17 protein-coding genes are annotated in these 24,231 nt (G+C 71.5%); 5 read left to right on the top strand and 12 right to left on the bottom strand.

The window, feature by feature from the left end; genetic code table 11:
- Positions 1-31 precede the first annotated feature (31 nt).
- The gene (locus ACVHNB_RS14735; RefSeq protein WP_428950723.1) at positions 32-2,233 is read left to right on the top strand and encodes a sulfatase-like hydrolase/transferase; all 2,202 of its coding nucleotides are present in this window, start codon (positions 32-34) and stop codon (positions 2,231-2,233) included.
- A 46-nt stretch (positions 2,234-2,279) separates the two neighbouring features.
- Here the strand turns inward: ACVHNB_RS14735 and ACVHNB_RS14730 are convergent, their stop codons facing one another.
- The 7 genes from ACVHNB_RS14730 to ACVHNB_RS14700 form a co-directional block, all read right to left on the bottom strand.
- Positions 2,280-3,833, bottom strand: a complete 1,554-nt coding sequence (locus ACVHNB_RS14730; protein WP_428950724.1) for an alpha-L-fucosidase — start codon at positions 3,831-3,833, stop codon at positions 2,280-2,282.
- Between the two features lie 21 nt (positions 3,834-3,854).
- Positions 3,855-5,738 (bottom strand): family 20 glycosylhydrolase, encoded by a 1,884-nt coding sequence (locus tag ACVHNB_RS14725; protein ID WP_456228292.1) that lies wholly within the window; start codon positions 5,736-5,738, stop codon positions 3,855-3,857.
- A gap of 210 nt (positions 5,739-5,948) precedes the next feature.
- Positions 5,949-6,122 (bottom strand): hypothetical protein, encoded by a 174-nt coding sequence (locus ACVHNB_RS14720; protein ID WP_255978286.1) that lies wholly within the window; start codon positions 6,120-6,122, stop codon positions 5,949-5,951.
- 398 nt (positions 6,123-6,520) lie between these two features.
- Positions 6,521-7,300, bottom strand: coding sequence for a DUF4142 domain-containing protein (locus ACVHNB_RS14715; RefSeq protein WP_456228291.1), 780 nt, complete (start codon positions 7,298-7,300; stop codon positions 6,521-6,523).
- Positions 7,301-7,343: 43 nt separating this feature from the next.
- On the bottom strand, positions 7,344-8,243 hold the full coding sequence (locus ACVHNB_RS14710) for a cytochrome c biogenesis CcdA family protein (protein ID WP_456228290.1): 900 nt from the start codon (positions 8,241-8,243) through the stop codon (positions 7,344-7,346).
- Positions 8,240-8,974: a DsbA family protein gene (locus ACVHNB_RS14705; RefSeq protein ID WP_456228289.1), complete on the bottom strand. Its 735-nt coding sequence runs from the start codon at positions 8,972-8,974 to the stop codon at positions 8,240-8,242. Before ACVHNB_RS14705 ends, ACVHNB_RS14710 begins: the two co-directional genes overlap by 4 nt.
- A gap of 69 nt (positions 8,975-9,043) precedes the next feature.
- Positions 9,044-9,445, bottom strand: a complete 402-nt coding sequence (locus tag ACVHNB_RS14700; protein WP_456228288.1) for a hypothetical protein — start codon at positions 9,443-9,445, stop codon at positions 9,044-9,046.
- Between the two features lie 126 nt (positions 9,446-9,571).
- Here ACVHNB_RS14700 and ACVHNB_RS14695 point away from each other — a divergent pair, with 126 nt between their 5' ends.
- Positions 9,572-10,144 (top strand): HD domain-containing protein, encoded by a 573-nt coding sequence (locus ACVHNB_RS14695; protein ID WP_428950730.1) that lies wholly within the window; start codon positions 9,572-9,574, stop codon positions 10,142-10,144.
- Positions 10,145-10,251: 107 nt separating this feature from the next.
- Complete coding sequence (locus ACVHNB_RS14690) at positions 10,252-11,085, top strand: SDR family oxidoreductase (RefSeq protein ID WP_456228287.1); 834 nt, start codon at positions 10,252-10,254, stop codon at positions 11,083-11,085.
- Here the strand turns inward: ACVHNB_RS14690 and ACVHNB_RS14685 are convergent.
- From ACVHNB_RS14685 to ACVHNB_RS14665, 5 genes are all read right to left on the bottom strand, one after another.
- Positions 11,064-12,569, bottom strand: coding sequence for an SDR family NAD(P)-dependent oxidoreductase (locus ACVHNB_RS14685; protein WP_428950732.1), 1,506 nt, complete (start codon positions 12,567-12,569; stop codon positions 11,064-11,066). The genes ACVHNB_RS14690 and ACVHNB_RS14685 overlap by 22 nt on opposite strands.
- A gap of 105 nt (positions 12,570-12,674) precedes the next feature.
- A complete protein-coding gene (locus ACVHNB_RS14680; RefSeq protein ID WP_456228286.1) occupies positions 12,675-14,042 on the bottom strand; it encodes a wax ester/triacylglycerol synthase family O-acyltransferase in 1,368 nt (455 codons plus the stop codon).
- Positions 14,043-14,218: 176 nt separating this feature from the next.
- Complete coding sequence (locus tag ACVHNB_RS14675; protein ID WP_456228285.1) at positions 14,219-16,564, bottom strand: GH92 family glycosyl hydrolase; 2,346 nt, start codon at positions 16,562-16,564, stop codon at positions 14,219-14,221.
- A 62-nt stretch (positions 16,565-16,626) separates the two neighbouring features.
- Positions 16,627-19,032 (bottom strand): RICIN domain-containing protein, encoded by a 2,406-nt coding sequence (locus tag ACVHNB_RS14670; protein ID WP_456228284.1) that lies wholly within the window; start codon positions 19,030-19,032, stop codon positions 16,627-16,629.
- A gap of 103 nt (positions 19,033-19,135) precedes the next feature.
- Positions 19,136-21,748: a PA14 domain-containing protein gene (locus ACVHNB_RS14665; protein WP_456228283.1), complete on the bottom strand. Its 2,613-nt coding sequence runs from the start codon at positions 21,746-21,748 to the stop codon at positions 19,136-19,138.
- Between the two features lie 195 nt (positions 21,749-21,943).
- Between ACVHNB_RS14665 and ACVHNB_RS14660 the strand changes: the two genes are divergently transcribed.
- Positions 21,944-22,957, top strand: coding sequence for a LacI family DNA-binding transcriptional regulator (locus tag ACVHNB_RS14660; protein WP_456228282.1), 1,014 nt, complete (start codon positions 21,944-21,946; stop codon positions 22,955-22,957).
- A gap of 172 nt (positions 22,958-23,129) precedes the next feature.
- Positions 23,130-24,230: an ABC transporter substrate-binding protein gene (locus ACVHNB_RS14655; protein WP_428950737.1), complete on the top strand. Its 1,101-nt coding sequence runs from the start codon at positions 23,130-23,132 to the stop codon at positions 24,228-24,230.
- Position 24,231: the final 1 nt, after the last annotated feature.

Genomic DNA, 24,231 nt, shown 5'->3' with positions numbered 1-24,231 from the left:
TCCCCGATCCGCCCCCTGCGTGAGGAGCCCCATGCCCGATCGCCGCCGTTTCCTTGCCGGTTCCGCCGCGGCTCTCTCGCTGGCCGCGCTCCCCGGCGCTCCCGTCTCGGCCGATCCTCGCACGTTAGGCCGGGTCCCGAACATCGTGGTGATCCTCGCCGACGATCTCGGCCAGGGAGAGCTGGGGGCGTACGGGCAGAGACAGATCGCCACCCCGAGGCTCGACGAGCTGGCCGCGCGGGGGCTGCGCTTCACGCAGGCGTACGCGGCCGCGGCCGTCTGCGCGCCGTCCCGCTGCTCGCTCCTGACCGGCCTGCACGGCGGGCACGCGGCGGTGCGGGAGAACCCGTTCAGCGGCCCGCAGGGGGCGATCGGCGACGGCGACACCACGTTCGCGGAGGTGCTGCGGGCCCGCGGCTACCGCACGGCGTGCGTCGGCAAGTGGGGCTTCGGGCCGGACGAGGCGGACCAGCCGAGCCACCCCAACTCCCGTGGTTTCGAGGAGTTCTTCGGCTACATCGGGCACGGCCACGCCCACGAGTACTTCCCGGCCCATCTGTGGCACAACGGCGAGAGGACCGACCTTCCGGAGAACGCGGACGGCAAGAAGGGCGCGTACGCGATCGACCTGATCGAGCGGCACGCCCTCGACTTCCTCGACGCGCACGCCGACGAGCCGTTCCTGCTCTATCTGACGCCGAACATCCCGCACGCCCCGTCCGACATCCCCGACACGGGCAGTTACGCGGACCGGACCTGGCCGGCCGCGGACAAGGGGCACGCGGCCCAGGTCAGCCGCCTCGACACCCTGGTCGGCCGGGTCGTCGACCGGCTGCGGGCCCTCGGCGTCGACCGGCACACGCTCGTCCTCGTCACCAGCGACAACGGCCCGCACGAGGAGGGCGGCTTCGACCCGGACCTGTTCGACGCGAACGGCCCGCTGCGCGGCTACAAGCGGAATCTGTACGAGGGCGGGGTGCGGGTCCCGCTCATCGCCTGGCAGCCGGGGACGGTGGCGCCGGGCACGACCGACCGGCCGACACCGCTGATCGATCTGCTGCCCACCTTCGCCGAGCTCGCCGCCGCGCCCGCGCCGCGCGACATCGACGGTCTGTCCGCGGCGGCGCTGCTGCACGGCGGCACGGCGGACACGCACCCGCATCTGTACTGGTCGCGCAATGACCCCGGCTCGACCAGGCGCGCCAACGCCGTCGACGGAGGCCGCATCCTGAAACTCGCCGAGGCGGTCCGCAAGGGCGATCTCAAGGCGGTCCGGTTCGCCCCGGCCCGGGACCGGTCCGTGCCGGACGAGCAGTGGCAGACCGAGCTGTACGACCTGGCGGCGGATCCGGGCGAGACGACCGACCTGGCCGCCGCGCGCCCTGCGGCCGTCGCCGAACTGACCGCGCTGCTGCGCTCGTCGTGGGTCGCGTCCTACGACCGGGAGGCGTACGGCCTGACGGTGCGGGGACCCGAACTCGCCCTGCCCGGTGAGCGGTTCACGGTGACGGTCGGCTTCGGCAACGCCTCGACGCGGGTCTGGACCGACGCACGGGTGCGCCTCGCGGTCCCGGACGGCTGGCAGGCGCGGGCGACCGGGCCGCGCGCCACGGACCGGCTGGCGCCCGGCGCCTCGTTCACGGCGACGTGGGAGGTGACGGCGCCCGCCGATGTCGCGACCGGCGCCCGTCTCCCCCTGCGGGCCACCGCCTCGGCGACGTACGACAGGAAGAAGCTGCGGTTCACCCGGACCGTCACCACGGCGACACCGCCCCCGCCGCCCCGCGCCGACGCATTTCTCAGCGACCTCGACTGGGTATCGGCGAGCAACGGCTGGGGTCCCGTCGAGCGCGACACGAGCAACGGCAAGCAGGCCGCGGGCGACGGCACACCGATCGCCTTCGGCGGCACGACGTACGCCAAGGGCCTCGGCGTGCACGCCCCGTCGGAGATCGTGTACTACCTGGGCGGCACGGCACGGCGGTTCACGGCGGTCGTCGGCATCGACGACTTCTCGGCGAGGCAGAGCGGCAAGGGCGGCACGCGGGCGCGTGTCGTCGGGGACGACGGGACGGAGCTCTTCGACAGCGGGCCGCTGACGGCCGCGGGCGGCCCGCGCCCCGTCGACGTGGACGTCTCCGGGGTGCGGCTGCTGCGTCTGGTCGTGGAGGACGCGAACGGCAACAGTTCGTACGACCACACGTCATGGGCGGCGGCGTACGTGCGCGTCTAGGGAGGGGGTGGGGCGGGACCCCTGCCGGAGCCCCGCCCCTCTCGCCTCATACCTGGGACTTGTACAGCCCGAACTCCCTGATGCGGACGGCCGATCGGGCCCGGGTGACCCGCAGGCGCCAGCGTCGCGCCGTGACGGGAGCGGCCAGGGGCAGGATGCGGGTCGCGCCGATGGTGCCCAGTTCGGCGGCGGTCGTCCACGCCCCGTCGACCCAGGCCTCCACCACGAAGTGCTCGACCTGCTGCCCGTGCCGGATGTCCTCGGCGATCCTGATCCGGTCGACCGCCAGGGGCCGGCCCAGATCGACCGTGCGGGTGCCCGCGCCGTCGTCGCGGACGCGGGCGTCTCGGGCGAGGTCCCGCGGCAGCTCGCGGTCGGTGCGCTCCCGGAACTCCTTGAGGCGGGCGACGTCGGCGGCGGGCAGCAGGCCGTCCGTGTCCGGCGGGATGTTGAGCAGGAGGACAGCGCCCCGGCCCACGGAGCGGTACCAGATGTCCGTCAACTGCTCCACGGACTTGGGCTGTTGATCGGCGTGGTAGAACCAGCCCGGGCGGATCGACACGTCGCACTCGGCGGGCCACCACTGGAGCGCGGCCGCGTCCGGCTGCGCCTTCAGCAGGGCCTCGCGGCTGCCCTCGTCGGCGGAGTCGTACGGCAGGACACGGTCGTACTTGCCGTTGCCGCTGTCCTTGACGGCGATGACGCTCCACTCGTTCTCACGCGCCATGCCGTCCTCGTTGCCGACCCAGCGGACGTCCGGTCCGGACACGGCGATCGACGCGTCCGGAGCGAGCGCGCGCACCAGGGAGTACCAGCTGTCCCAGTCGTACGTCTCGACCTTGTCGGGCGGGATGCGGCCCTGGGCGCCGTCGAACCACACCTCGTCGACGGGCCCGTACTCGGTGAGGACCTCGTAGAGCTGGTTGAGCATGTGGGCGCCGTAGTCGGTGGCGTCGAGCTCGTACGCGGGCAGGTCCCGGCCCGCGCGGTCGTCGCCGTCGACGAGGGTGGGGATCGTGCGGGTGGTGCGGGCGCTGCCGTTGGCGTAGACGCCGTCGAGGTACTGGTTCTCGTCGGCGGGCGAGATGTAGACGCCGACCTTGATGCCGTACTTGCGCATCGAGTCGGCGAAGGAGCGGAGTACGTCGCCCCGGCCGTCGCGCCAGCTGCTGCTCACCACACTGTGCTCGGTGTAGCGGGACTGGTAGAGCACGAAGCCGTCGTGGTGCTTGGCGGTGAGGATGGCGAGCTTGAAGCCGCCGTCGCGCAGGGCGCGCGCCCACTGGTCGGTGTCGAGCCCGGTGGGCTGGAAGATGTTCGGGTCCTCGTCGCCGATGCCCCATTCGAGGCCGGTGAAGGTGTTGACGCCGAAGTGCAGGAAGGCGGTCTTCTCCAGTGCCTGCCAGGCGAGTTGGCGCCGGGTGGGGCGGACGCGCGCGGCCTTCGCGAGGAGTTGCCGGGCGCTGTCGCCGGGGCTGACGGGGATCCGGAAGGACGGATCGGCGGGGGCGGCCGGTGCCGCGGCGGCGGGCAGGCCGGTGGCGGCGACGGCCGCCGTGGCCGTCGCCGCGGCCAGGAAGTGACGTCGGATCAGGGGCATCTGGGGGTGGGTCCCTTCGGCTCAGGCGCGGGTCAGGGTCCAGGTCGTGGGGGTCCGCTGGTCCGGCGGGTACTGCACGAGGCGGCCGCCGGAGGTCGCGTCCAGCGTCATCCGGGTGATGGCGTTCGTGATCCGGAAGCCGCCCTGGCCCGACGTGAGCTGCCAGCGCTGGAGGGTGTTCTTCGCGTCGCACGTCTCCCAGGTGACGGCGGAGCCGGGCTCCAGCGGCACGTTGAGGGTGAGCTTGCCGCTGCGCGTCTCCAGGCAGGCGCCGTCCGCGTTCGTGAGCGTGGCGTAGCCGTCGGCGGTGCGGGTCAGCCGCACCGGGGCGCGGGGCGTGCGGTGGCCGCGGTCGGCGAGGGTGTACGTGCCGTCGGCGAGCGGCACCCGGGTCAGGTCCCGCCGTCCGGGGGCGTGGCCGACGGCGTCGGCGCGGGCCGTGAACTCGGCGTAGGTGGCGTCCGGGTGGGGCGATCCCCAGGTCACCTGGGCGATGTGGTCGAGCGGCTGGGACGTGGCCGTGGCGACCTCGTTCTCGGTCTCGCCGCGCCCGTTGTCCGGCCACAGGATGATCTTGGCTCCGGTGACGCCGTCGCGTGAGGCGAGCTTCTCGCCCTCGAAGCTGCGCGGGTCCCACTGCTCGTCGTACAGCTTCTTCGTGTCGGTGTGGAAGCCGCCGCGGATGACGTAGAGCGAGTAGGCGGCGTTCATCACCGGGTAGCCCTGCGCGATGAGCCGGCTCGGCTTCACGTTCACGTCCAGCCAGTGCTCGACGGTGGTGCCGGGCTTCACGGGCACGGTGTTGGCGCCGGTCAGTCCGTCGTTCCAGATACGCAGCCGCTTGCCCTTGCTCGCGGCGTACGCCTCGACGCGGTTCACGAAGTCGATGAACGCGTCCTGCGGTGTCGCGTTCGCGCCGTACTTGGCCCGCGCGTACTCCAGGACGTGCGGGTACTTGGCGAAGTCGGAGCCGAGCATGTACTCGTCGGCGCCCATGTGCCACCACTTGGCGGGGAACACCTCGCCGTACTCGTCGATGAGGCTCTTGTAGTAGGCGAGGGCCTCGGGCTCGGTGATGTCGAGGCGCGACGGCTGGGCGTTGCCGTCGGCGTCGACGAGCTGGAGGTCGGGCCGGTCCTGGATCCAGGGGTCCATGTGGCCCGGGGAGTTGATCTCCGGGACGATGGTGACGTGGTACTTCTCGCCGAGTGCGACGAGGCGGCGGATCTCGTCCTTGGAGTAGTAGCCCCAGGTGTTGGCCTCGGGGTGGGCGTCGCTCTTCACCTTGAGTTCGAGGAGGAGCTGGTTGAGCTTGTGGTACGCCATGTCGCGGACGAGGTTCTCCAGCCAGTCGGTGGAGATGTGCACGTAGCAGGCGCAGACGCCGACGCCCCGCTCCTTGTACTGCGGCACGTCGACGGTGCGGCCGGCCGGTATCTCGTCGCTCTGGCGCAGGAGTTGCAGGAGGGTGCGGGTGCCGTAGAAGGCGCCGGTCTCCGCGGCTCCGGTGATCTCCACGCGCTTGCCCGCGGTCAACTCGTAGCCTTCGGCGCCCAGTCGCTTGTCGTGGGCGTCCACGTCGACGACGATGTCGCCGGTCCGGGCCGGGCCCGCGGTGACGGGTACGGTCCCCTTGCCGGCGGCGCGCAGATCGTCGGAGAGGGTTCGGGCGACGCGGCGGGACGCGGCATCGGCGGCCACCAGCCGGGTCCGGTCCCCGAAGGTGTAACTTCCCTCCCCCGCGGTCCAGTCGGTGAGCGCCGGGACCGTGCGGGGCGCGGTGGGCGCCGGGTCCGCGTGGGCGGCGGAGACCGGGACGGCGGTCAGCAGCAGGGCGAGGGCGCCGCCGAAGAGACGCGATCTGCGCCGCCCCATGGGCGGCTTCGTACGGAGCTCGGTCAACATGACATCGGATGATTCATGAACGGAGCGGAACAGTCCATGGATAAACCCGGCGGATGCTTGGACATCCGCCGACACAGATCCGATCTCCTGTCGGCCCTGCCGCACGACGCCCGGGATCGTCCCGGCCGGGACGGAGCATCCGGACACGCGTGCGCCCACACCCCTCACCGTGGAGGGATGCGGGCGGACGAACGGGACGGAGCGCGGGGCTCAGTCGACGCTGGGCAGGATGTGCGGTTCGGCGAGATCGTCCTCGTACCCGGCGAGGCGGATCGGGGCCGACCGGGCCCAGACGTCGAGACTGCCGAGCTTCTCCGGCCTGCGGCCGGCCCGCTCCGTACGTTCCTTCGGGCGCTGTTCGCGATTCGTCTTCTCTGGTGTCACCGCGCACTCCTTGTGTGTCGGGTAACCCGCTCCGGCGTGACCGGCCCAGCGTCGCGCAGGGCACCGAACGCCCGATCGGGCTTGAGCAGAGGGCCAGTTCGGGCGCGGTGGCGCCGGTTGTCGCTGGTGGAATCGGCCGTGGTGACCGGCCTCTTCCCGGACGGCACCATGGGTACGGGTGGGACCCACTTGCGGTAACCGTCCGGCTACAGAGTAACCAAATGAGCGGGGGTCCGCTCGATGGGGCTGAAACCCGTACGCCCGGTGGGGGTCGCCGGGTGTTCATTCAGCCACGCGGGCCCGCCGGGACGCGACCGGTTTACCGTCCACGGGGCGTACTTCAGCAGGTTCCGTCCGGCTTCGCCAGGTTCCTTCCGGTCGCCCCCTTCCGGGCTCCGTCACGACGTCGGGGCGGGCCGGTCCGTGTCGATGCTGCGCCCCGGTTCGTCGGCCGGCCCGGCGGAGGGACGCGATGTGGCGTCCGGCGATCCCGAGGGCCCGGCGGGCGCGGGAGCGGGCGGGACCTGGCCGTTCGGCGCGGGCGGGCCCGTCGGACTGGCGCTCGCGCTGCCCGCCGCCTCGTTCGCGATGGCGTCGAAGTCCACGTCCCCGGTGTTCTCCAGCATGGTGATGTGGTCGAGCACCGTCTGGTTGGCGTCAGTGGCCAGCTCTCGCACAAGTGAATTACGGGTGGTGTGCCGTACCTGGGCGACGAGCGCGAACACCTTGCCGTGCGCGTTCCGCAGCAGATTGGCGAACTTCCGCTCATAGTCCGCACCGCTCGCCGCCGACATCTCGTTCAGCCAGCCCTGTTGCTGGGCGGTCGGCTGGTTCGGGAGTTCCACCCCGAGTTTCGCCGCCACGGAGCGCACCCGCTGGTCCAGGTCGGTGTGGCCGACGACGAGGTGGTCCCCCGCGTTCCTGATCGCCTGGGTCGGGGCGCGCTCCATGGCCTGCTGGCCCGCCGGTATCTCCCACAGTCCGGCGAGTCTGACCTTGACGACGAAGTCCCGGTCCGTCGCGGACAGCGGACCCCACTGGGTGGACACGGTGCCCGCCTTCAGGTTGGCCTGGCCGGTTCCCGACCGGTCGGCGTACGACCAGATCGGGAACGCCAGGGCGCCCAGCGTGGCGACCAGGGCAGCGAGGATGAGGGTGGTGCCGTTGACGCGACGCAAGCAGTCCTCCCGGAGACCGACGCCGACTCGCCGGTGCGGCGAGCTACTTGGTGGTACCGGAAGATACGGCCGTGGCGGGTGCGGTGTTCAGCTCCTCGCTGCTATCGCCGTGCTCCGTCACGGTGCGTACCCGCCCGCGCCAGGCCCGCGCGACGAGGACCACGCCGACGATCCCGACCGCCACGACGAGCAGTGCCGCGTCCGGCACGTGGTCACCGACGCCGCGTGCCCACTGCTCCGCGGCGAACGAGTCGTCGACGTCGAGCAGCCCCGGCAGCGCCGTCGTCCCGTCGAAGACCAGGAACATCGCCCCGAGGGCGAGGAAGAACAGACCGGAGACGAGCGAGGTGGAGTGTGCCTCGAACCGGCCGATGCGCAGCGGCCGGCCGCGCAGCCAGCGCCGGCGTCCCAGGTCGAACCGTTCCCACAGCAGCGCCAGCAGGAACAGCGGTACGGCCATGCCGAGGGCGTAGACGGCGAGCAGGGCCCCGCCGTAGACCGGGTGGCCGCCGAGCGCGGCGACGGTGAGGACGCTGCCGAGGATCGGCCCCGCGCAGAACCCGGCGAGGCCGTAGACGGCGCCCAGCGCGTAGACGGACAACGCGCTGGTCGGGCGGATCCGGCCGGACAGTTCGGTCATCCGGCGCGAGGCGAAGCCGCGGCCCGCGATCTGCAGCACGCCGAGCGCGATGATCAGCCAGCCGCCGGCGGCGACCAGCAGGTCCCGGTGACCGTAGAAGAAGCGCCCGGCGTACGAGCCCGCGGCGCCCAGCGGGACCAGGGTCGTGGCGAGGCCGAGGTAGAAGATGCCGGTGCGGGCGACGAGCCGGGTGGGGCTGTCGACGGAGTAGGCGAAGAAGGCGGGCAGGAGCAGCGCGCTGCACGGGCTGAGCAGCGCGAGCAGTCCGCCGAGGAACGCCGCGAGGTAGCCGATGTCGCTCATCGCGCCGCCGCCTTCGCCGTGTCGATCGCCTGCGCGAAGGCCGCCGCGGGCTGGGCGCCCGCGATGGGCTGCCCGTTGACGAGGAAGGAGGGCGTGGAGGTGGCGCCCAGCGAGTACGCCTCGTCGCGGTCCTTCGTGACCGCCGTGTGCGCGGCCTTCGCGTCGCGGTCGCGGCGGAACCGGTCGAGGTCCTCGACGCCGGCCGCGCGGGCGAGGGCGTCGAGACGTGCGGCGCCGAAGCCCTTCTCCTTGGCGCCGTCGGCGTAGGCCGCCGCGTGGAACTGCCAGAAGCGCCCCTGCTGTCCGGCGGCCCAGGCGGCGCGCGCCGCGGCCTCCGACTCGGCGCCGAAGATCGGGAAGTTGCGCCACTCGATGCGCAGGGTGCCGTCCTCGACGTACTTCTCGACCAGGCCGGGTTCGGTGTCGCGGGCGAACTTGCCGCAGTAGCCGCACTTGAAGTCGGCGTACTCGATGAGCACCACGGGCGCGTCGGCCCGGCCCTGCGCGAGCGGGTCCCGCGCGTCGCGCCGCGCGAGCTTCAGGAGCTTCGCGGTGGTGTCGTCCGGCTGCTGGCCGGCGGCGCTCTCCTGCCGGGCGGTGTCGGTGCGGGGCTCCGGCCGGGTCGCCGTGTACGAGACGGTGCCGAGGAGCGCGGCGGCCACCGCGACGGCGGCGGCGATGGCGAGGGGGCGGCGCTTGGAAGGGGCGGTGCTGCGGGGCTTGTCGGGCATGACGAAGTCGTCCTTGCGTGGGAAGGAAAAGCGGATGACGGCGCGCGGGCGCGGGGCCCGGGGCGTCATCTACACGCGCAGGACGGACAGTTCGACGGGCGAGGGCGGGTCGTGCGGCGGCGGGCCGCGGCCGGCCGGGGTCGGCGGGACGACGCCGGTGAACGTCGTGGTGGTGGCGAGCCCGTGCTCGTGCGCAAGAGGCGCGAGGAGTTCGTGCGCGGACGTGCCGCGCGAGGGCACCCCTTGCCCGCTGTCAGGGGCGTGCCGCTGCTCGGGGTCGCAGCCGGGCGTGCCGGGTGCGAGCTGAGCGCTCGCACGCAGGTCCTCCCGCGAATCCGGTGCGGTCGCGGTGGCGGCGCAGAGCGGCACCCCCAGAGCGGAGATCAGCAGCGCCACCAGCAGGGCGCCCCGCATCAGCCGCGCTCCGGGCAGGGCGGAGCGTGCGCGGAGGGGACGGGCGGGGCGGAGCATGCGGCAATTCTGCACCACACGGGGGAATGAGCGTTAACGTCCCGTTGACCGGTCCGTCAGATGCCGGTCCCGTCCCCATGGTCTCCTTCCGGACAGGCAGCGCAGGAGCTTCGGGAGGAGTCGTCCATGGAACGTGTCGAGCTGCGCACCGTCGAGGAGTTGATGGCGGCGCTGCACGCCTGCCGGGGCGCGTGGGACACGCCCGACCGCAGCGGCGACCCCGTCGATCTGCACGATCACGCGCTGCAGACCGCGGCGCTGCTGCGGCGAGGGCGTCCCAGCGACAAGGAGTTGCAGGTCGCGGGGCTGGTGCACGATCTCGGGCATCTGCTGTGCCCGGGCGACGACGCGGGGCACGCGGACCGGGCCGCGGACGCGGTGCGCGGCCTGCTCGGTGCGCGGGTGGCGCGTCTGGTGCGGTTGCACGTGCCGGCCAAGCGCTATCTCACGGCCGTCGAACCCGGCCGGGGCCTGTCGGCGCAGAGTGCGCTGACCCTCGGCGCGCAGGGCGGCCCGATGACGCCGGACGAGGTCGCCGCGTTCGAGGCGGACCCGCTGGCCGAGGACGCGGTCACGCTGCGGCAGGCGGACGACGCGGGCAAGGTGGTCGGCCTGGACGCCGGGGTGCTGGAGGACTGGCGTCCGGTGCTCGAACTGGTCGCGGCGGGCAGCCGCCCCACCGCCGCGCACAGTCGCTGACCTCAGCGGCCTCGGCCCTCGTCTGCACGCCGGAGGCACGAACCGTCCACGAACAGCGCACGGTTGACGCATCGTCATGCACCGGCGGGGCGTGAGACCGTACGCGCATGACTCCGGACCCCGCCGCAGCACGCGTCCTCGACGGGCGGGCGGCCGTCGTGACCGGTGCCTCGCGCGGCATCGGCCGGGCGATCGCCGGGGAACTGGCGCGCGCCGGGGCGAAGGTGTGCGTGACGGCGCGCGACGACGCGGGCGTGTACGAGACGGTGGCGGCGTTGCGGGCGCAGGGCGCGGACGCGGTGGGCGTGGCGGGTTCGGTCGCCGACCCGGCGCATCTGTGGGAGGTGACCGAGCGGACGATGGCGGCCTACGGCCGGGTCGACGTCGTCGTGAACAACGCCGCGACGAACCAGCCCTACGGCCCCCTCATGGACGCCGACCCGGACGCGTGGCGCACGGCCTTCACGGTGAACGTGGAGGCGCCGCTGCGCCTGGTGCAGTGCGCCTGGCGGGCGTGGATGGGTGAGCACGGCGGCGCCGTCGTCAACGTCTGCACGGAAGGCGCGGCCCATGTGGGCCCGCACGTGGGGGCGTACGGCACGAGCAAGGCGGCCCTGCTCCATCTGACGGCTCAACTCGCGGGCGAGCTGGGCCCGTTGGTGCGGGTGAACTCGGTCTCCCCCGGCCTCGTCCGCACCGAGATGGCCCGGTTCGTGTGGGAGCGGGCGGAGGAGGCGGTGGCGTCCGGGCTGCCCAGCGGCCGCATCGGCGAGCCCGACGACATCGCCCGGGCGGTGCGCTGGCTGGTGTCGGACGAGGCGTCCTGGGTCACCGGTGCGGACCTGCTGGTGGACGGCGGCACGCGGGTGCGTGCCGCCTCACCGATGGGGGACGCGGGCGCCGTGCAGCGGCGGCTGCGTCACCACTTCCCGGGCGCGTAGTCCTTCAGGAAGACGCCGTACACGTCCTCGCCGGCCTCGCCGCGCACGACCGGGTCGTACACGCGGGCGGCGCCGTCGATCAGGTCGAGCGGGGCGTGGAAGCCCTCCTCGGCCAGGCGCAGCTTGTCGTAGTGCGGGCGCTCGTCGGTGATCCAGCCGGTGTCGACGGAGGTCATGAGGATGCCGTCGGCCTGGAACATCTCCTGGGCGCTGGTCCGCGTCACCATGTTCATCGCGGCCTTGGCGGCGTTCGTGTTCGGGTGGCCCGCTCCCTTGTAGCCGCGGCCGAAGACGCCCTCCATCGCGGAGACGTTCACGACGTACGCGCGGCCGCTCGCCGCCTTCTTCGCGGCGTCCGCCATGGCCGGGCGCAGGGCGCTGATCAGGATGAACGGCGACGTGTAGTTGCACAGCTGGGTCTCGAGCAGCTCCACCGGGGAGATCTGGTCGATGGTCTGGACCCAGGTGTTGGAGTCGACGACGTCGGGGACGAGGCCGCCCGCGTCGATGGCGGTGCCGTCGAGGTGCCGGGCGACGCTCGCGTTGCCCGCGACGAGCGCGAGGTCGGCGACCTTCTGCGCGTCGAGGCCGCTGGTGCCGATGGGCAGCGCGGCGATACCGTCCACCGCTCCCGAGTTGAAGGCGCCGATGACGGAGTGGGCGGGCAGTTCCCCGGCGGGCAGCGGCGCGCCCTCGCCGTCGACCAGGGCGGCGTAGGCGGAGGGCAGCCGGCGCACCGTCTGGGTGGCGTTGTTGATCAGGATGTCGAGCGGGCCGGCCGCGGCGACCTGCTCGGCGAGGGCGACGGCCTGCGCCGGGTCGCGCAGGTCGATGCCGACGACCTCCAGGCGGTGCATCCAGTCCGCCGAGTCGTCCATCGCCTTGAAGCGGCGGATGGCGTCCTTGGGGAAGCGCGTCGTGATCGTCGTGTGCGCGCCGTCGCGCAGCAGCCGCAATGCGATGTACATGCCGATCTTGGCGCGGCCGCCGGTGAGCAGGGCGCGCTTGTCGGTGAGGTCGGCGCGGGCCTCGCGCTTGGCCCGGTTCACGAGGGCGCACTCCGGACAGAGCTGGTGGTAGAAGTAGTCGACCTCGACGTAGCGGGCCTTGCAGGTGTAGCAGGAGCGCGGGCGCTGGAGTATCCCGGCGATCCGGCCCTCGTCGGTCTGCGACGAGGGCAGCAGGCCCTCGGTCTCGTCGTCGATGCGCTGCGCGGACCCGGTCGCGGTCGCCTCGGTGACCGCCTTGTCGTGGGCGGTCTTGGCGGCGCGGCGGTCCTGGCGGCGGCGCTGCTTCACGGTCCGGTAGATGCCGGCGGTGGCGCGTCGGACCGTGATCGCGTCGGGGTGGTCGACGTCCAGCTGGTCGAGCTCCTTCAGGACGGCGAGGCAGACGGCGAGGCGCTCCGGGTCGATGCCGGGCCCGTGCACGACCTCCGTGTCCGCGGAGGCCTGAGGGGCCTGGTTGTCGTCTGTCACCGTCATCGCCGCTGCCGTTCCTAGGGTCTGCCGCGTCGCGCGCGAACCGCGCGAGCTTTCGAAGGCGGAATTTTACGGAGCGGTGCCCCTTGTCTCCAAACTCGTTCCGGTTCAGGGGGCGCAGGCGGCGATCAGCGCGCGCACCTCCTCGGTGACGGCGCGGGCCAGCACGTCAAGATCGGGAACGGCCCGGGCGTCGGCCACCAGGCCGTAGTGGACGCGCCCGCGGTACGTGGAGACGGCCACGGCGAGGGACTGTCCCTGGGCGAGCGGAGCCAGCGGGAAGACCTCGGTGAGCGGGCAGCCGCCGAGCCGCAGGCCGAGGCTGGGCAGCGGCACGCTGGTGACCAGCAGGTCGAACAGGAGCCGCGCGTTCTGCCCGACGAGGGAGCCGCCGAGGCGGTGGCCCAGCGGCGGCACGTGGTCGGCGAGCAGCGCGACGGCGCCCGCGCCGCGGTTCGGGCCGCGGTCCTTGCGCCGGTCCATGGCGGCCCGTACGACGCGCAGCCGCTCCAGGGGGTCGGGCTCCGCGACCGGCAGCCGGACGAGGTAGCCGGAGAGCCGGTTGCCCTGCGGGTGGGCGGTGCGCGGGCGGCGCCGCGAGACGGGGATCAGCGCGCGCGGCTCGACGCCCTCGCTGCCGTCGCCGCGCTCGTCGAGCCAGCGCCGGACGGCCCCGGCGACGACCGCGATGAGGACGTCGTTGACGGTGCCGCCCACGGTCTTGCGGATGCGGTGCACGTCGTCGAGGTCGAGGACGACGCCCGCGGTGCGGCGGGTGCCGCTGGCCCGGGAGGTCAGGGCGGGCGAGGTGCGTACGCCCCAGGTGGCCCGGGCCACGGACGCGCCGATGGCGACGGCCTGGGTGGCGCTGCTCACCACGGAGCGCACATGGTCCGGGTAGCGCCGCGGGTCGAGGTCGCCGAGGGTGATCTCGCGCATCCCCGGGAACGGGAGCGGCAGCCCGCGACGCCGCGCCGGCTCTTCCTTGGGCGCCCGCGCGATCGGCAGGTCCATGGGGTCCATGACGGCGGCGGCCAGCGTCAGCGCGCGCAGTCCGTCGGCGAGGGCGTGGTGGAACTTGAACAGCACGGCGAACGACGTGCCGTCCGCCGCGGGCAGCACATGGGCCTCCCACGGCGGCCGCGCCCGGTCCAGGGTCCGCTGCATGAGTGCCCCGGCGGCGGCGTGGAAGTCGTCGACCGGCTCCGTGAGGCGCACGTGGTCGAGCGGGTCGAACTCGGTGACGGGCACGCGGGCGGCGCCGCCGACGGGCACCAGCACCCCGGCTATGCGCATCCGCAGGCCCGGCACCCCGGCGGCGCGCGCGGCCAGCAGTTCGTACGCGTGCCCGGCGGCACCGGGCCCGTCGGCCTCGAAGACGCCCAGGGCGCCCAGGTGCATCGGGTGTTCGGCGGTCTCTATGTTCCAGAAGGCAAGGTCGAGTGGTGCGAGCAGGTCCGAGCTCGTGGAGTTCATGGAGTGCTCTCGCGTCGACGACGGGGAAACCGCAGTCAATCGCCCCCAGTCGATTACGGTCAAGTACGATCTCGGCACGCTCAGTTAACAACTGATTAAGACCCGCCCCTCAGGGAGGGGCGGGTCTCATGTGACACGGGAGCACTGTTCAGTGCGTCACGTGACCGTCCGGCACGTCACCGCAGAGCGGGCGGCGCCGCGTCGGCGCCGGTCCCCCACCGCGAGGGCTCGCTGCCCACCCTGAAGGACAGGTCCCGCAGCCCGCGCAGGTCCTCGGTGGTGAGATACGTCTTGCCGTAGTCGGCGCCGTTCGCGCGGGCCGACTGGATGTACCGGTCGGCGTCCGACGTCCCCTGCGCCCGTACGGTCAGCTTCCCCGTCGGGTAGTACCGGCGGTCGAGCGTGAGGTCGACCCGCTCGAAGACGGGCGTCGACAGGCCCCACGTGTCGGTGCCGGGCTGCACCGGGAAGATGCCGATGGACGACAGGACGTTCCAGGCGGACATGGTGCCCAGGTCGTCGTTGCCGGTCATGCCGGTCGGCGCGTCGGTGAACAGGGTCAGCGCGGCGTGCACCACGTCGGTGGTCTTCCACGGCTGCCCGGTCGACAGGTACGTGTACGGCGCGATCAGGTCGGGCTCGTTCTGCGGGTTGTACTTGTCCGCGTTGTAGTAGTCGTACGGCCCGTTGACCCACACCTCGCGGGCGGTCTTCGCCGGGTCGGCGACCAGCTGGTCGTACGCGAAGAACGAGTCGAGGCGCTTGTTGGCCGCGTCCGTGCCGCCGATCAGGCCGACCATGCCGGGCAGGTCCTGCGGCACGAGCCACTGGTACTGCCAGGACGTGCCCTCGTGGAACCCTTCGCTCTGCGCGGGGTCGGCGGGCCCGGTGAAGGCGCCCGACGCGTCACGCGCACGGAAGAAGCCGGTCGAACCGTCGTAGATCTTGCGGTAGTTCTGCGCCCGCTCGGTGTACCGCTTCGCGTCGTCCTCGTGCCCGAGCTCCTTGGCCATCTGGCCGAGCATGGCGTCGGAGAGGGCGTACTCCAGCGTGGCCGAGGCCCCGTGGTCGTAGTCCGAGTCACCGGGCTTCACGTGCGCCCGGTCCTTGATGTACGGCGCGAAACCGTCGGCGAGGTACTCCTTGTTGGCCTCGCGGCCCACCGGCGCGGAGTCGGCCGGCGGCACCCCGTCGGCGTTCTTCTTCAGCGCGCGGTACGCGTCCTCCTCGTGTCCCTTCAGCAGGCCCTGCTGGTAGGCGTTGGTGAGGAACGGGGTGACCGGGTCACCGGTCATGATGTTCGTCTCGACCGTGCCGTAGCCCCACTTGGGCAGCCAGCCGCTGTCCTTGTCGATCTGGATGACCGACAGCGCCATGTCCCGCGACTCGCGCGGGGCGAGCAGCGACAGGAGCTGCGCCTGGGTGCGGTAGGTGTCCCACAGGGACCAGTTCTGGTAGTACGTGTAGCCCTTGGCCCGGTGGGTCTTCTGGTCCCAGCCGGTGTAACGGCCGTCGACGTCGCTGCCGATGTTCGGTGCGAGGAACGAGCGGTACAGCGAGGAGTAGAAGGTGCGCCGGAGCGTCTCGCTGCCGCCCTGGGCGCGCACGTCGTCGAGGCGGTCCTCCCACGCGGCCTGCGCGGCGCGGTGCACCGAGTCGAAGGAACGGCCGCCCTCCGCACGGAGGTTGAGGGCCGCGCCCTTGGCGTCGACGTACGAGATCGCGGTGGTCGCCTCGACCGTGCGGTCCTTGCTGGTGTCGAAGCGGACGTAGGCGCCGTTGCGCTCGGCGTCGGCGTCCGAGGTCTTCGAGCCGGCGCTGACCGCGTCGCCCTTCCACGTGCCGGACGTGGTGAACGGCCGGTCGAACGTGGTGATCGTGTAGACCGTGTACGGCTTGGTGTCCTGGCAGAAACCGCTGCCCGTGATGGCGGTGCGCACGGTGTGGTCGTCGAGGATCTCGACCTTCGTGTGCAGGCTCTTGTGCAGCGACTGCCCGGCATTGATGAGGACGTTGGCCTTGTCGGTGGCCGGGAAGGTGTAGCGCTGCACACCGGTGCGCTTCGTGGCGCTGAGCTCGGCACCGATGCCGGCCTTCAGGCCGACCTTGTAGTAGCCGGGCGACGCCGTCTCGTCGTCGTGGCTGAACTCGGCCGCGTACTTCGCGTAGTCGGTGCTGGTGATGTCGCCGGTGGTCGGCAGGACCGGCAGGTCGCCGCCCAAGCCGCAGCCCACACCGGAGAGATGGACGGTGGAGAAGCCGCGGATGTGGTTCTCGGAGTAGTCGTAGCCGGTGTTGTGGCCGGTGTCCGGCGAGAACTGCACCATGCCGAACGGGACGGCGGCACCGGGATAGGTGTTGCCCTCGTTCTCGGTGCCGATGAACGGATTGACCAGATCGGTCAGCCGGTCGGCGCTGCCGTGGGCGGCCTGTGCGGACGGCGCCGCGAGGCCCGTGCCGAACAGGGCGACGGCCGCGAGCACCCCCAGGGTGCGCGGTCGCAAGCGGGTGCGTCTTGTCATCGTGCGCCTTTCGACAACGTTGTCAGTAAGCGCGCTCATTCTTCGTGCGCGCCGATGGCCCGTCAAGACGTCAGACGCCACAGGTGGTCCTCCGTCCCGTTGTCGGCGAACTGCACCACTTGGGCACTGTTCGCCGTGGACATCCCGTCCACGCCGAGCACCTTGCCGCTGTGCTCGTTGCGCAGCAGGAACCAGCCGTCGCCCTGGTCGACGCGGGTCCACAGCAGGTCCGCGCGCCCGTTGTCCTCGTACTGGACGACCCGGGCACTGTCCGTGGTGGAACTACCCTCCACCACGAGGTACTTACCGCTCTGTCCGTTGCGGATGCGCAGCTTTCCACCGCCCGCGTCGATCAGCTGCCAGGCGTGGTCGCCGGTCCCCGAGTTGTCGAACTGCACGACCCGCGCGTCGTTGGCGGTGGACATGGAGTCGACGGCGAGGACCTTGCCGCTGTGCTTGTTCTGGATGCGCCGGTAGGGCGGTTCGGGTGTCCACGCGTGACCGTCGGGGCCGGCCGTGGGGAACGACGTGACGCGCAGCCGCGCCGCGCCCATGGGCACGAGCGTGACCGTCTCCACGCCCGCCCGGCTGCGCGCGGGACTGGGCTGAAGGGGCGCCACGACCTGCTCGTCGTCCGCGATCCACTCGGGGATGCGGCGGGCCCGCGCCGCGAGGGTGACGGGGGTGCCGTCGAGGGTGAAGGGGTTGGCGGGCAGGGGTCCCGCGGTCCGGCGCAGAGTCGGCGAACTTCCGGGCACCAGACCGTAGTTCCAGGCGGACGCGGCATGGACGTCGTACTCGGGGAAGGTGTCGTCACCCCCGGTCCGCACGTACTTCTCGGCGATCTTCAGGGAGTAGGTGAGCGGCCCGTGGTCGACGCTGACGCTGTCGTGGTTGCCGCTCCAGGTGCGCAGGGTGGTGCGCTGGGGCAGGCGCAGGGTGACGCGGTCGCCGGTGCGCCAGGTGCGCCGGATCTCGGTGAACACGGGTCCTGAACCGGCCTGCACCGTCCGGCCGTTGACGGCCAGGCGGGGCTTGTCGCACCAACCGGGGATGCGCAGCCGCAGGGGGAAGTCGACCGGCCGCTCGGCGGTCACCGTGAGCGTGACCGTCTCGTCGAAGGGGTAGTCCGTCTCCTCCCGCACGGTCACGGGGACGGAGTCGGCGCCCACCTCGGCCCGCACCTCGCTGGCGGCGTACAGCGCGGCGGCGAGCCCGCCGTCCGGGGTGCCGAGCCACAGCTCCTCGGTGAAGTAGGGCCAGCCCATGCCGTAGTTGTGCGGGCAGCAGCGGTACTGGTCGACGCCCGGCTGGAAGGACTGCATGGCGAAGCCGTTCTGGAACTGCCCGTCCGTCTTGCGGGAGTTGTCGAGGTCCACGCTGTTGGCGCTGGTGATGTAGTGGATGCCCTTGCCCTGCGGGTCGAGCGCGGCGGGCAGCATGTTGAACGCGAGGTCCTCGCAGCGGTCGGCCCAGACCGGGTCGCCGGTGATGCGGGTGAGCAGCTCGTGGCTGGCCATGAACTCGACGATGCCGCAGGTCTCGAAGCCCTGGCGCGGGTCGCCGAAGCCGGGCCGGTAGTTCTCGTCGCCGGCGATGCCGCCGCCCGGGAACTGGCCGTATGCGCGCAGGACGTCGTCGTAGGTACGGTACGTCGCGCGCACCAGGTCGGCGGCGCCGCCGGACGCCCACTGCGCGTACTGGGCGGGCTCGCGGAAGCCCTGGGCGATGTTCACGTTGTGCGGGGTGGGCAGGTCGCCGGTCCAGTCCGCGCCGTAGCGGTGCATCTTGTCGACGAGGCTGGTCAGGAACGCGTCGCCGGTGCGCTCGTACAGCCAGCGCGCGGTGTCGATGCCGTCGCCCCAGCGCACGGAGACCCAGCTGGAGTCGAAGGCGCCCTTGCCCTGCGCCTCCATGTAGGTCAGGAAGCGGGTCAGGAAGGGGACGATGCGTACGTCGTGCGTGTACTCCTCGTACGTGCGCAGGGCCATGAGGAGCGGCAGGAACGGCCAGAAGTCGGGGCCGCCGTTGAGCGAGGTGCGCAGGGCCCGCGGGCCGAAGAAGCCGTCGGCCTCCTGGGTGGCGAGGACGGCGTCGATCCAGCGCTTGCAGGTGGCGAGGGCGTGCTCGTCCTTCGTGGCGATCGCCAGGGGCACGAATCCTCTGAGCCAGTACGGGAGTTCCTCCCAGCCGCCGAGTTCCGGGTGGACCCAGCCGCAGGTGTCCATGTCCAGGAAGTGGGACTTCTCCTCGTAGCGGCCGCACAGTCCGTCGAGCAGAAGCCGCAGCTGCCCGGCGAGCCAGCCGCGGGCGGTGATGCTGCCGACGGGCAGACGGGTGAAGGCGTCGGGGGTGACTGCGGCGGACTGCGCCGCCGACGCCGTGGCGCCGACCGTACCGCCGCCGAACGCGGTGGCCGCCGCGACGACGGCTCCGGACCGGAGCACGCCACGTCGGGTCACTGTCATCAACTCGCTCCTTCGCAGGGGTGGTTGGAGCATCAGCAGAAAGGTGGAGCGCCAGCAGAAAGGGGCGGGCCCGTCGCGGGGCCCGCCCCTCAGGACGTGCGGATCAGGAGCAGTTCGCCACGGTGGCCTGGGAGGCGTCGCGGATCAGCGCCTCCTGGGCCGCGTGCACGCGCTTCACGTCCGGCTTGACGACCCTGCGGTCGTAGGTGAGCAGACCGTTCAGCTCACCTTCCACGTCGGAGATCTGCGTGTAGACGGCGCCGTTGCCGCCCTGGCAGGCCAGCTTGTGCACCTCGTCGAGCTTGGTGAGGTAGTCGTCCGTGTACGTCGCCGGGTCGACGTCGACGTAGGACTGCTGGACCGACCAGGCGTGGCCGGGCACGGCGAGGCCGAGGCCGCCGTACTCGCCCGCGACCAGGGCTCTCTTCCCGTCGGGGTGCGGGGGCAGCGCCGGGCTCGGATAGCCGTGCTCGTCCATGATGTCGCCGGTGCCGCCGTCCTTGCCGAGGTTGAGGCCCGACATGCCGTTGATCAGGCGGGTCGGGTCCCAGGACTTCGCCTGGTCGGCGAGGCGTCCCTCGTCGTACTGACCCCAGCCCTCGTTGAGGGTGACCCACATGATGACCGACGGGTGGTTGTAGTGCTGGTCGATCATGATCTTCATCTCGCGCTCGAACTCGGCGCGGGCGGCCGTGGACGGGTTCACCCCGGCCGTCATCGCCGGCATGTCCTGCCAGACGAGCAGGCCCAGCTTGTCGGCCCAGTAGAACCAGCGGTCGGGTTCGACCTTGATGTGCTTGCGGACGGAGTTGAAGCCCATCTGCTTGTGCATCTTCAGGTCGTACGCGAGCGCCTCGTCGCTGGGCGCGGTGTGCAGGCCGTCCGGCCAGAAGCCCTGGTCGAGGGTGGCCATCATGAAGGTGGGCTTGCCGTTGAGGACGGTGCGCGGTGTGCCGTTCACCTGTTCCACGGCGATGGAGCGCATCCCGAAGTAGCTGCCGACGCGGTCCTTGCCGACGCTCACCTTGAGGTCGTAGAGGAACGGGTCGTCCGGGGTCCACAGGTGCGGCTTGTCCAGCTTGAGGGTGAGCGGCTTGCCGGAGACGCCGCTGACGCTGCCGACCTTGCGCTTGCCGGCGTACGCCGTGGCCGTCACCGGCAGTCCGTCGCGAACTCCCGTGGCCTCGACGGCCAGTTGGCTGTCCTTCACGTTCGGCGTCAGCTTCAGGTCCGCGACGTGGTCCGTGGCGACCGGCTCCATCCAGACCGTCTGCCAGATGCCGGACGACGGGGTGTACCAGATGCCGCTGGGGTCGAGGCGCTGCTTGCCGAGCGGCGGGTTCTCGCCGTTCTCGGCGTCGGTCGGGTCGTAGACGCCGACGATCAGCTCCTGGGTGCGGCCGGGCTTCAGCGCGTCGGTGATGTCGGCGCTGAACTTGTCGTAGCCGCCCTTGTGGTCCGCGACCTTCTTGCCGTTGACGTAGACCTCGGACTTCCAGTCGACGGCGCCGAAGTTCAGCTGGAGGCGCTTGCCGCTGCCGACCTTCCAGTCCGCCGGGACCGTGAAGGTGCGCCGGTACCACATGCGGTCCTCGTGGCGCTCGATCCCGGAGAGCTGGGACTCGACCGGGTAGGGCACGAGGATCTTCTCGCCGAGCTTCTTGCCGGTCGGGACGGGATCGCCGTCCTTGGCGGCGGCGAATTCCCAGCTGCCGTTCAGGTTCTGCCAGTCGGAGCGGGTGAGCTGCGGCCGCGGGTACTCGCGGTGCGCGTTGGCGGGGGTGACGTCGTCGCCCCACTTGGTGCTCAGCTGGTAGGTGGAGTGGTTCGGGCCGCTGGACCAGAAGGCCCCGACGGCCGTCCCGTCACCGCCGGTCAGACCGCCCTTGCCGTCGTACGTCACGTCGGCGAGGCCGGGTGCGTCGCCGTCCTTGTTCCCGACGACCGGCTCCTTGAGGCCCACCAGGAGCGCCCGCGGGTCCTTCGGGTCGGACTTGATGCTCTTCAGCGGCCACTTGGCGCCGCCGATGACCGCCGAGAGGTGGTCGTTCACGTCGCCGGGCACGGAGCCGAGCTTCTGCGCGAAGTCGAGCTTCAGGGTGCGGCCGTCGCCGAGGACGGTGGTGCCGATCGCCCCGTCGTACGCCCAGTCGTCGGGCAGCCGGAACGCCGAGGAGGGGATGGCCTCCTTCTGCTCGCCCGGCTCGGTCCAGCGCAGATGCAGATTGGACCCGCCGAAGTGCTCGAAGTACTCGACCTTGATGTCGACCGCCTGGCCGGCGGTCAGCTGGACCGGCTGGGACGTCTGCTCCTTGTCCCAGTCGTCGACCCAGTGGTCGATCACCAGCTCGCCGCCGACCCAGAGCCGGAAGCCGTTGTCACCGGTGATGGAAAACGTTGTCAGGCCGGTCTTCTCCGGCACCAGTTTGCCGGTCCAGCGGACGTTCGCGTCGTCGGCGCTGCCGGTCGCCGACTGCAGCCGGGACTCCAGGCTGCCGAAGTCGATCTGGGGGTCGAATCCGGTCGCCTTCAACTCGTCGAAGTCGAAGGCTCCCGGGGCGGATTGGGTGTAGTACTCGCCCTTGAGCCCATGCGGCACGACCGGTTCGTCCGCGGCCGTGGCGTGCGGCGCCACGGTGAGTGCGGTGAGACCGAGTGCCGCGGTGAGCAGCAGGGCCAGCTGGCGGCCATGTCGTCTGAGGGTTCTGGTGCGCACGGATCCTCCTGTGCTGGAACGCGTCCGGTGGAACACGTCGAGGAAGGGTGGCGGCTCGTCGCTCTAGTCGGTACAACTCGTCTGTACAACGTTGGAAGGAACGGCAGTTGGCATGACAGCACGCATTCCGGCGCGCTGTCCAGGGGCATGACAAGCGCACCCGGCGAGCGGGTGCGCGGAGCCGAAGGAGATTCCGTGCGGGTGAGCCTCAAGGATGTCGCGGAGCGCGCGGGCGTCTCGATCAAGACCGTCTCGAATGTCGTGAACAACTACCAGCACGTCACTCCGGCGATGCGTGCCCGGGTCCAGGAGGCCATCGACGAGCTGGGCTACCGGCCCAACTTGACCGCCCGCCACCTGCGCAAAGGGCGTACGGGGATCATCGCGCTCGCCGTCCCGGAGCTCGGCAACCCGTACTTCGCGGAGCTCGCGGGCGCCGTGATCGACGCCGCCGCCGAGCACGACGTGACGGTGCTGCTGGATCACACCCGCGGCGATCGCGAGCAGGAGGTCCTGGTCAGTCAGGGCTTCCGCGCCCGAGTGATCGACGGGCTGATCCTGAGCCCGCTGGAGCTGGAGGCGGAGGATCTGCGCGGCCGGGACGACGACGTGCCGCTGGTGCTGCTCGGCGAGCGCGAGTACGACCTGCCCTACGACCACATCGCCATCGACAACGTCGCCGCGGCCCGCACCGCCGTGCGCCATCTCCTCGGCCGGGGCCGCACCCGGATCGCCTACCTGGGCGAACGCACCGACTCGGCGAATCAGCCAGCGCATCTGCGACTGGCGGGCTGGCGCGAGGAGTTGACCGCCGCGGGGCTGCCCGCGCCGGACACCCAGGTCGGGGCGACCGGCGGCTGGGACCGGGGCGACGGCGCCGAGGCGATGGCGCGGATGCTGGACTCGGGGGTGCGCCCCGACGCCGTGTTCGCCTATAACGACCTGGTCGCGATCGGTGCGATGCGGGTGCTGCACGAGCGGGGCCTGCGGGTCCCGTGGGACGTGGCGGTGGTCGGCTTCGACGATCTCGCGGAGGGGCGTTTCGGAGCGGTCACGCTGACCACGATCTCGCCGGACAAACAGGCGATCGCCCAGCTCGCGGTGCAGTCACTGCTCAGCCGGCTCGAGCACCCCGAGGAGCGCTCCGGACGTGAACTGACCGCGGAATACCGGCTGATCGAGCGTGAGAGCACGCTCGGCCGCCGCTGATCCGCGGCGGCGGCCCGGAGCGGGCGCGCGAGCACGAGTCGCTGCGCGAGGCCTTTACAGCCTTCTTCCAACGATGTAAAAACCTCCCCTGTACCGCCGTTCCGACTGGTCGAACACATCCACCCCGTCAGCGCGTTCACGCGCCGGGCCGTGCCGTTTTGGGGACCACCACATGACGCAGACCGCACGACTTCGCCGTACTTCCTCCCGGGCCCTGCTCGCCGCCGGCCTCATCGCCAGCCTCGCGCTCGCCACCGGATGCGCCAAGTCCGAGGACGACAACTCCAGCTCGGACAAGGGGAGTTCCAGCGCCAAGGACGAGAACGCCGGGCAGGAGGTGGCCTCCCCCGGTACCGGCGACACCTGTGACGTCTCCACGTACGGGGGCAAGAAGCTCGACCTGAAGGGCGCCACCGTCGGGTTCTCGCAGTCCGAGAAGGAGGCCAACCCGTTCCGCATCGCGGAGACGGCCTCCATCAAGGCCGAGGCGCAGAAGCGCGGCATCAAGCTGCTCACCGCCAACGCCCAGTCGCAGTTCTCCAAGCAGATCAGCGACGTCCAGGACCTCATCGCCAAGGGCGCGGACCTGCTGGTCATCGCGCCGCTCAACTCCGACGGCTGGGAGCCGGTGCTGCGGGCCGCGGGCGCCAAGCACATCCCGATCGTCACCGTCGACCGCAAGATCAACGCGACGGCCTGCAAGGACTACGTGTCGTTCATCGGCTCGGACTTCGTCGAGCAGGGCAAGCGCGCCGCCGACCAGATGATCGAGGCGACCGGCGGCAAGGGCACGATCGCGATCCTGCTCGGCGCGGCGGGCAACAACGTGACCACCGAGCGCACCAAGGGCTTCGAGGACCAGATCAAGGCGAAGGCGCCCGACCTGAAGGTCGTCTTCAAGCAGACCGGTGAGTTCGCCCGCGAGAAGGGCCAGCAGGTCACCGAGCAGCTCATCCAGTCCAAGCCCGACATCACCGGTATCTACGCCGAGAACGACGAGATGGGCCTCGGCGCCGTCAACGCGCTGAAGAGCGCGGGCAAGAAGGCCGGCGCCGTCAAGATCGTCACGGTCGACGGCACCCGCAACGCGGTGCAGGGCATCGTCGACGGCTGGATCTCCGGCGTCATCGAGTCCAACCCGCGCTTCGGGCCGCTCGCCTTCCAGACCCTGGACTCCTTCACCAAGGGCGACAAGGTCGGCCAGGACATCGTCATCAAGGACAGCGCGTACACCAAGGACAACGCCAAGACGGATCTGAACAAGGCGTTCTGAC

The organism is Streptomyces sp. YJ-C3 (assembly GCF_053891275.1).
The sequence above is the reverse complement of the archived record's forward strand: the minus strand, read 5'-3'. Positions and strand labels throughout refer to the sequence as shown.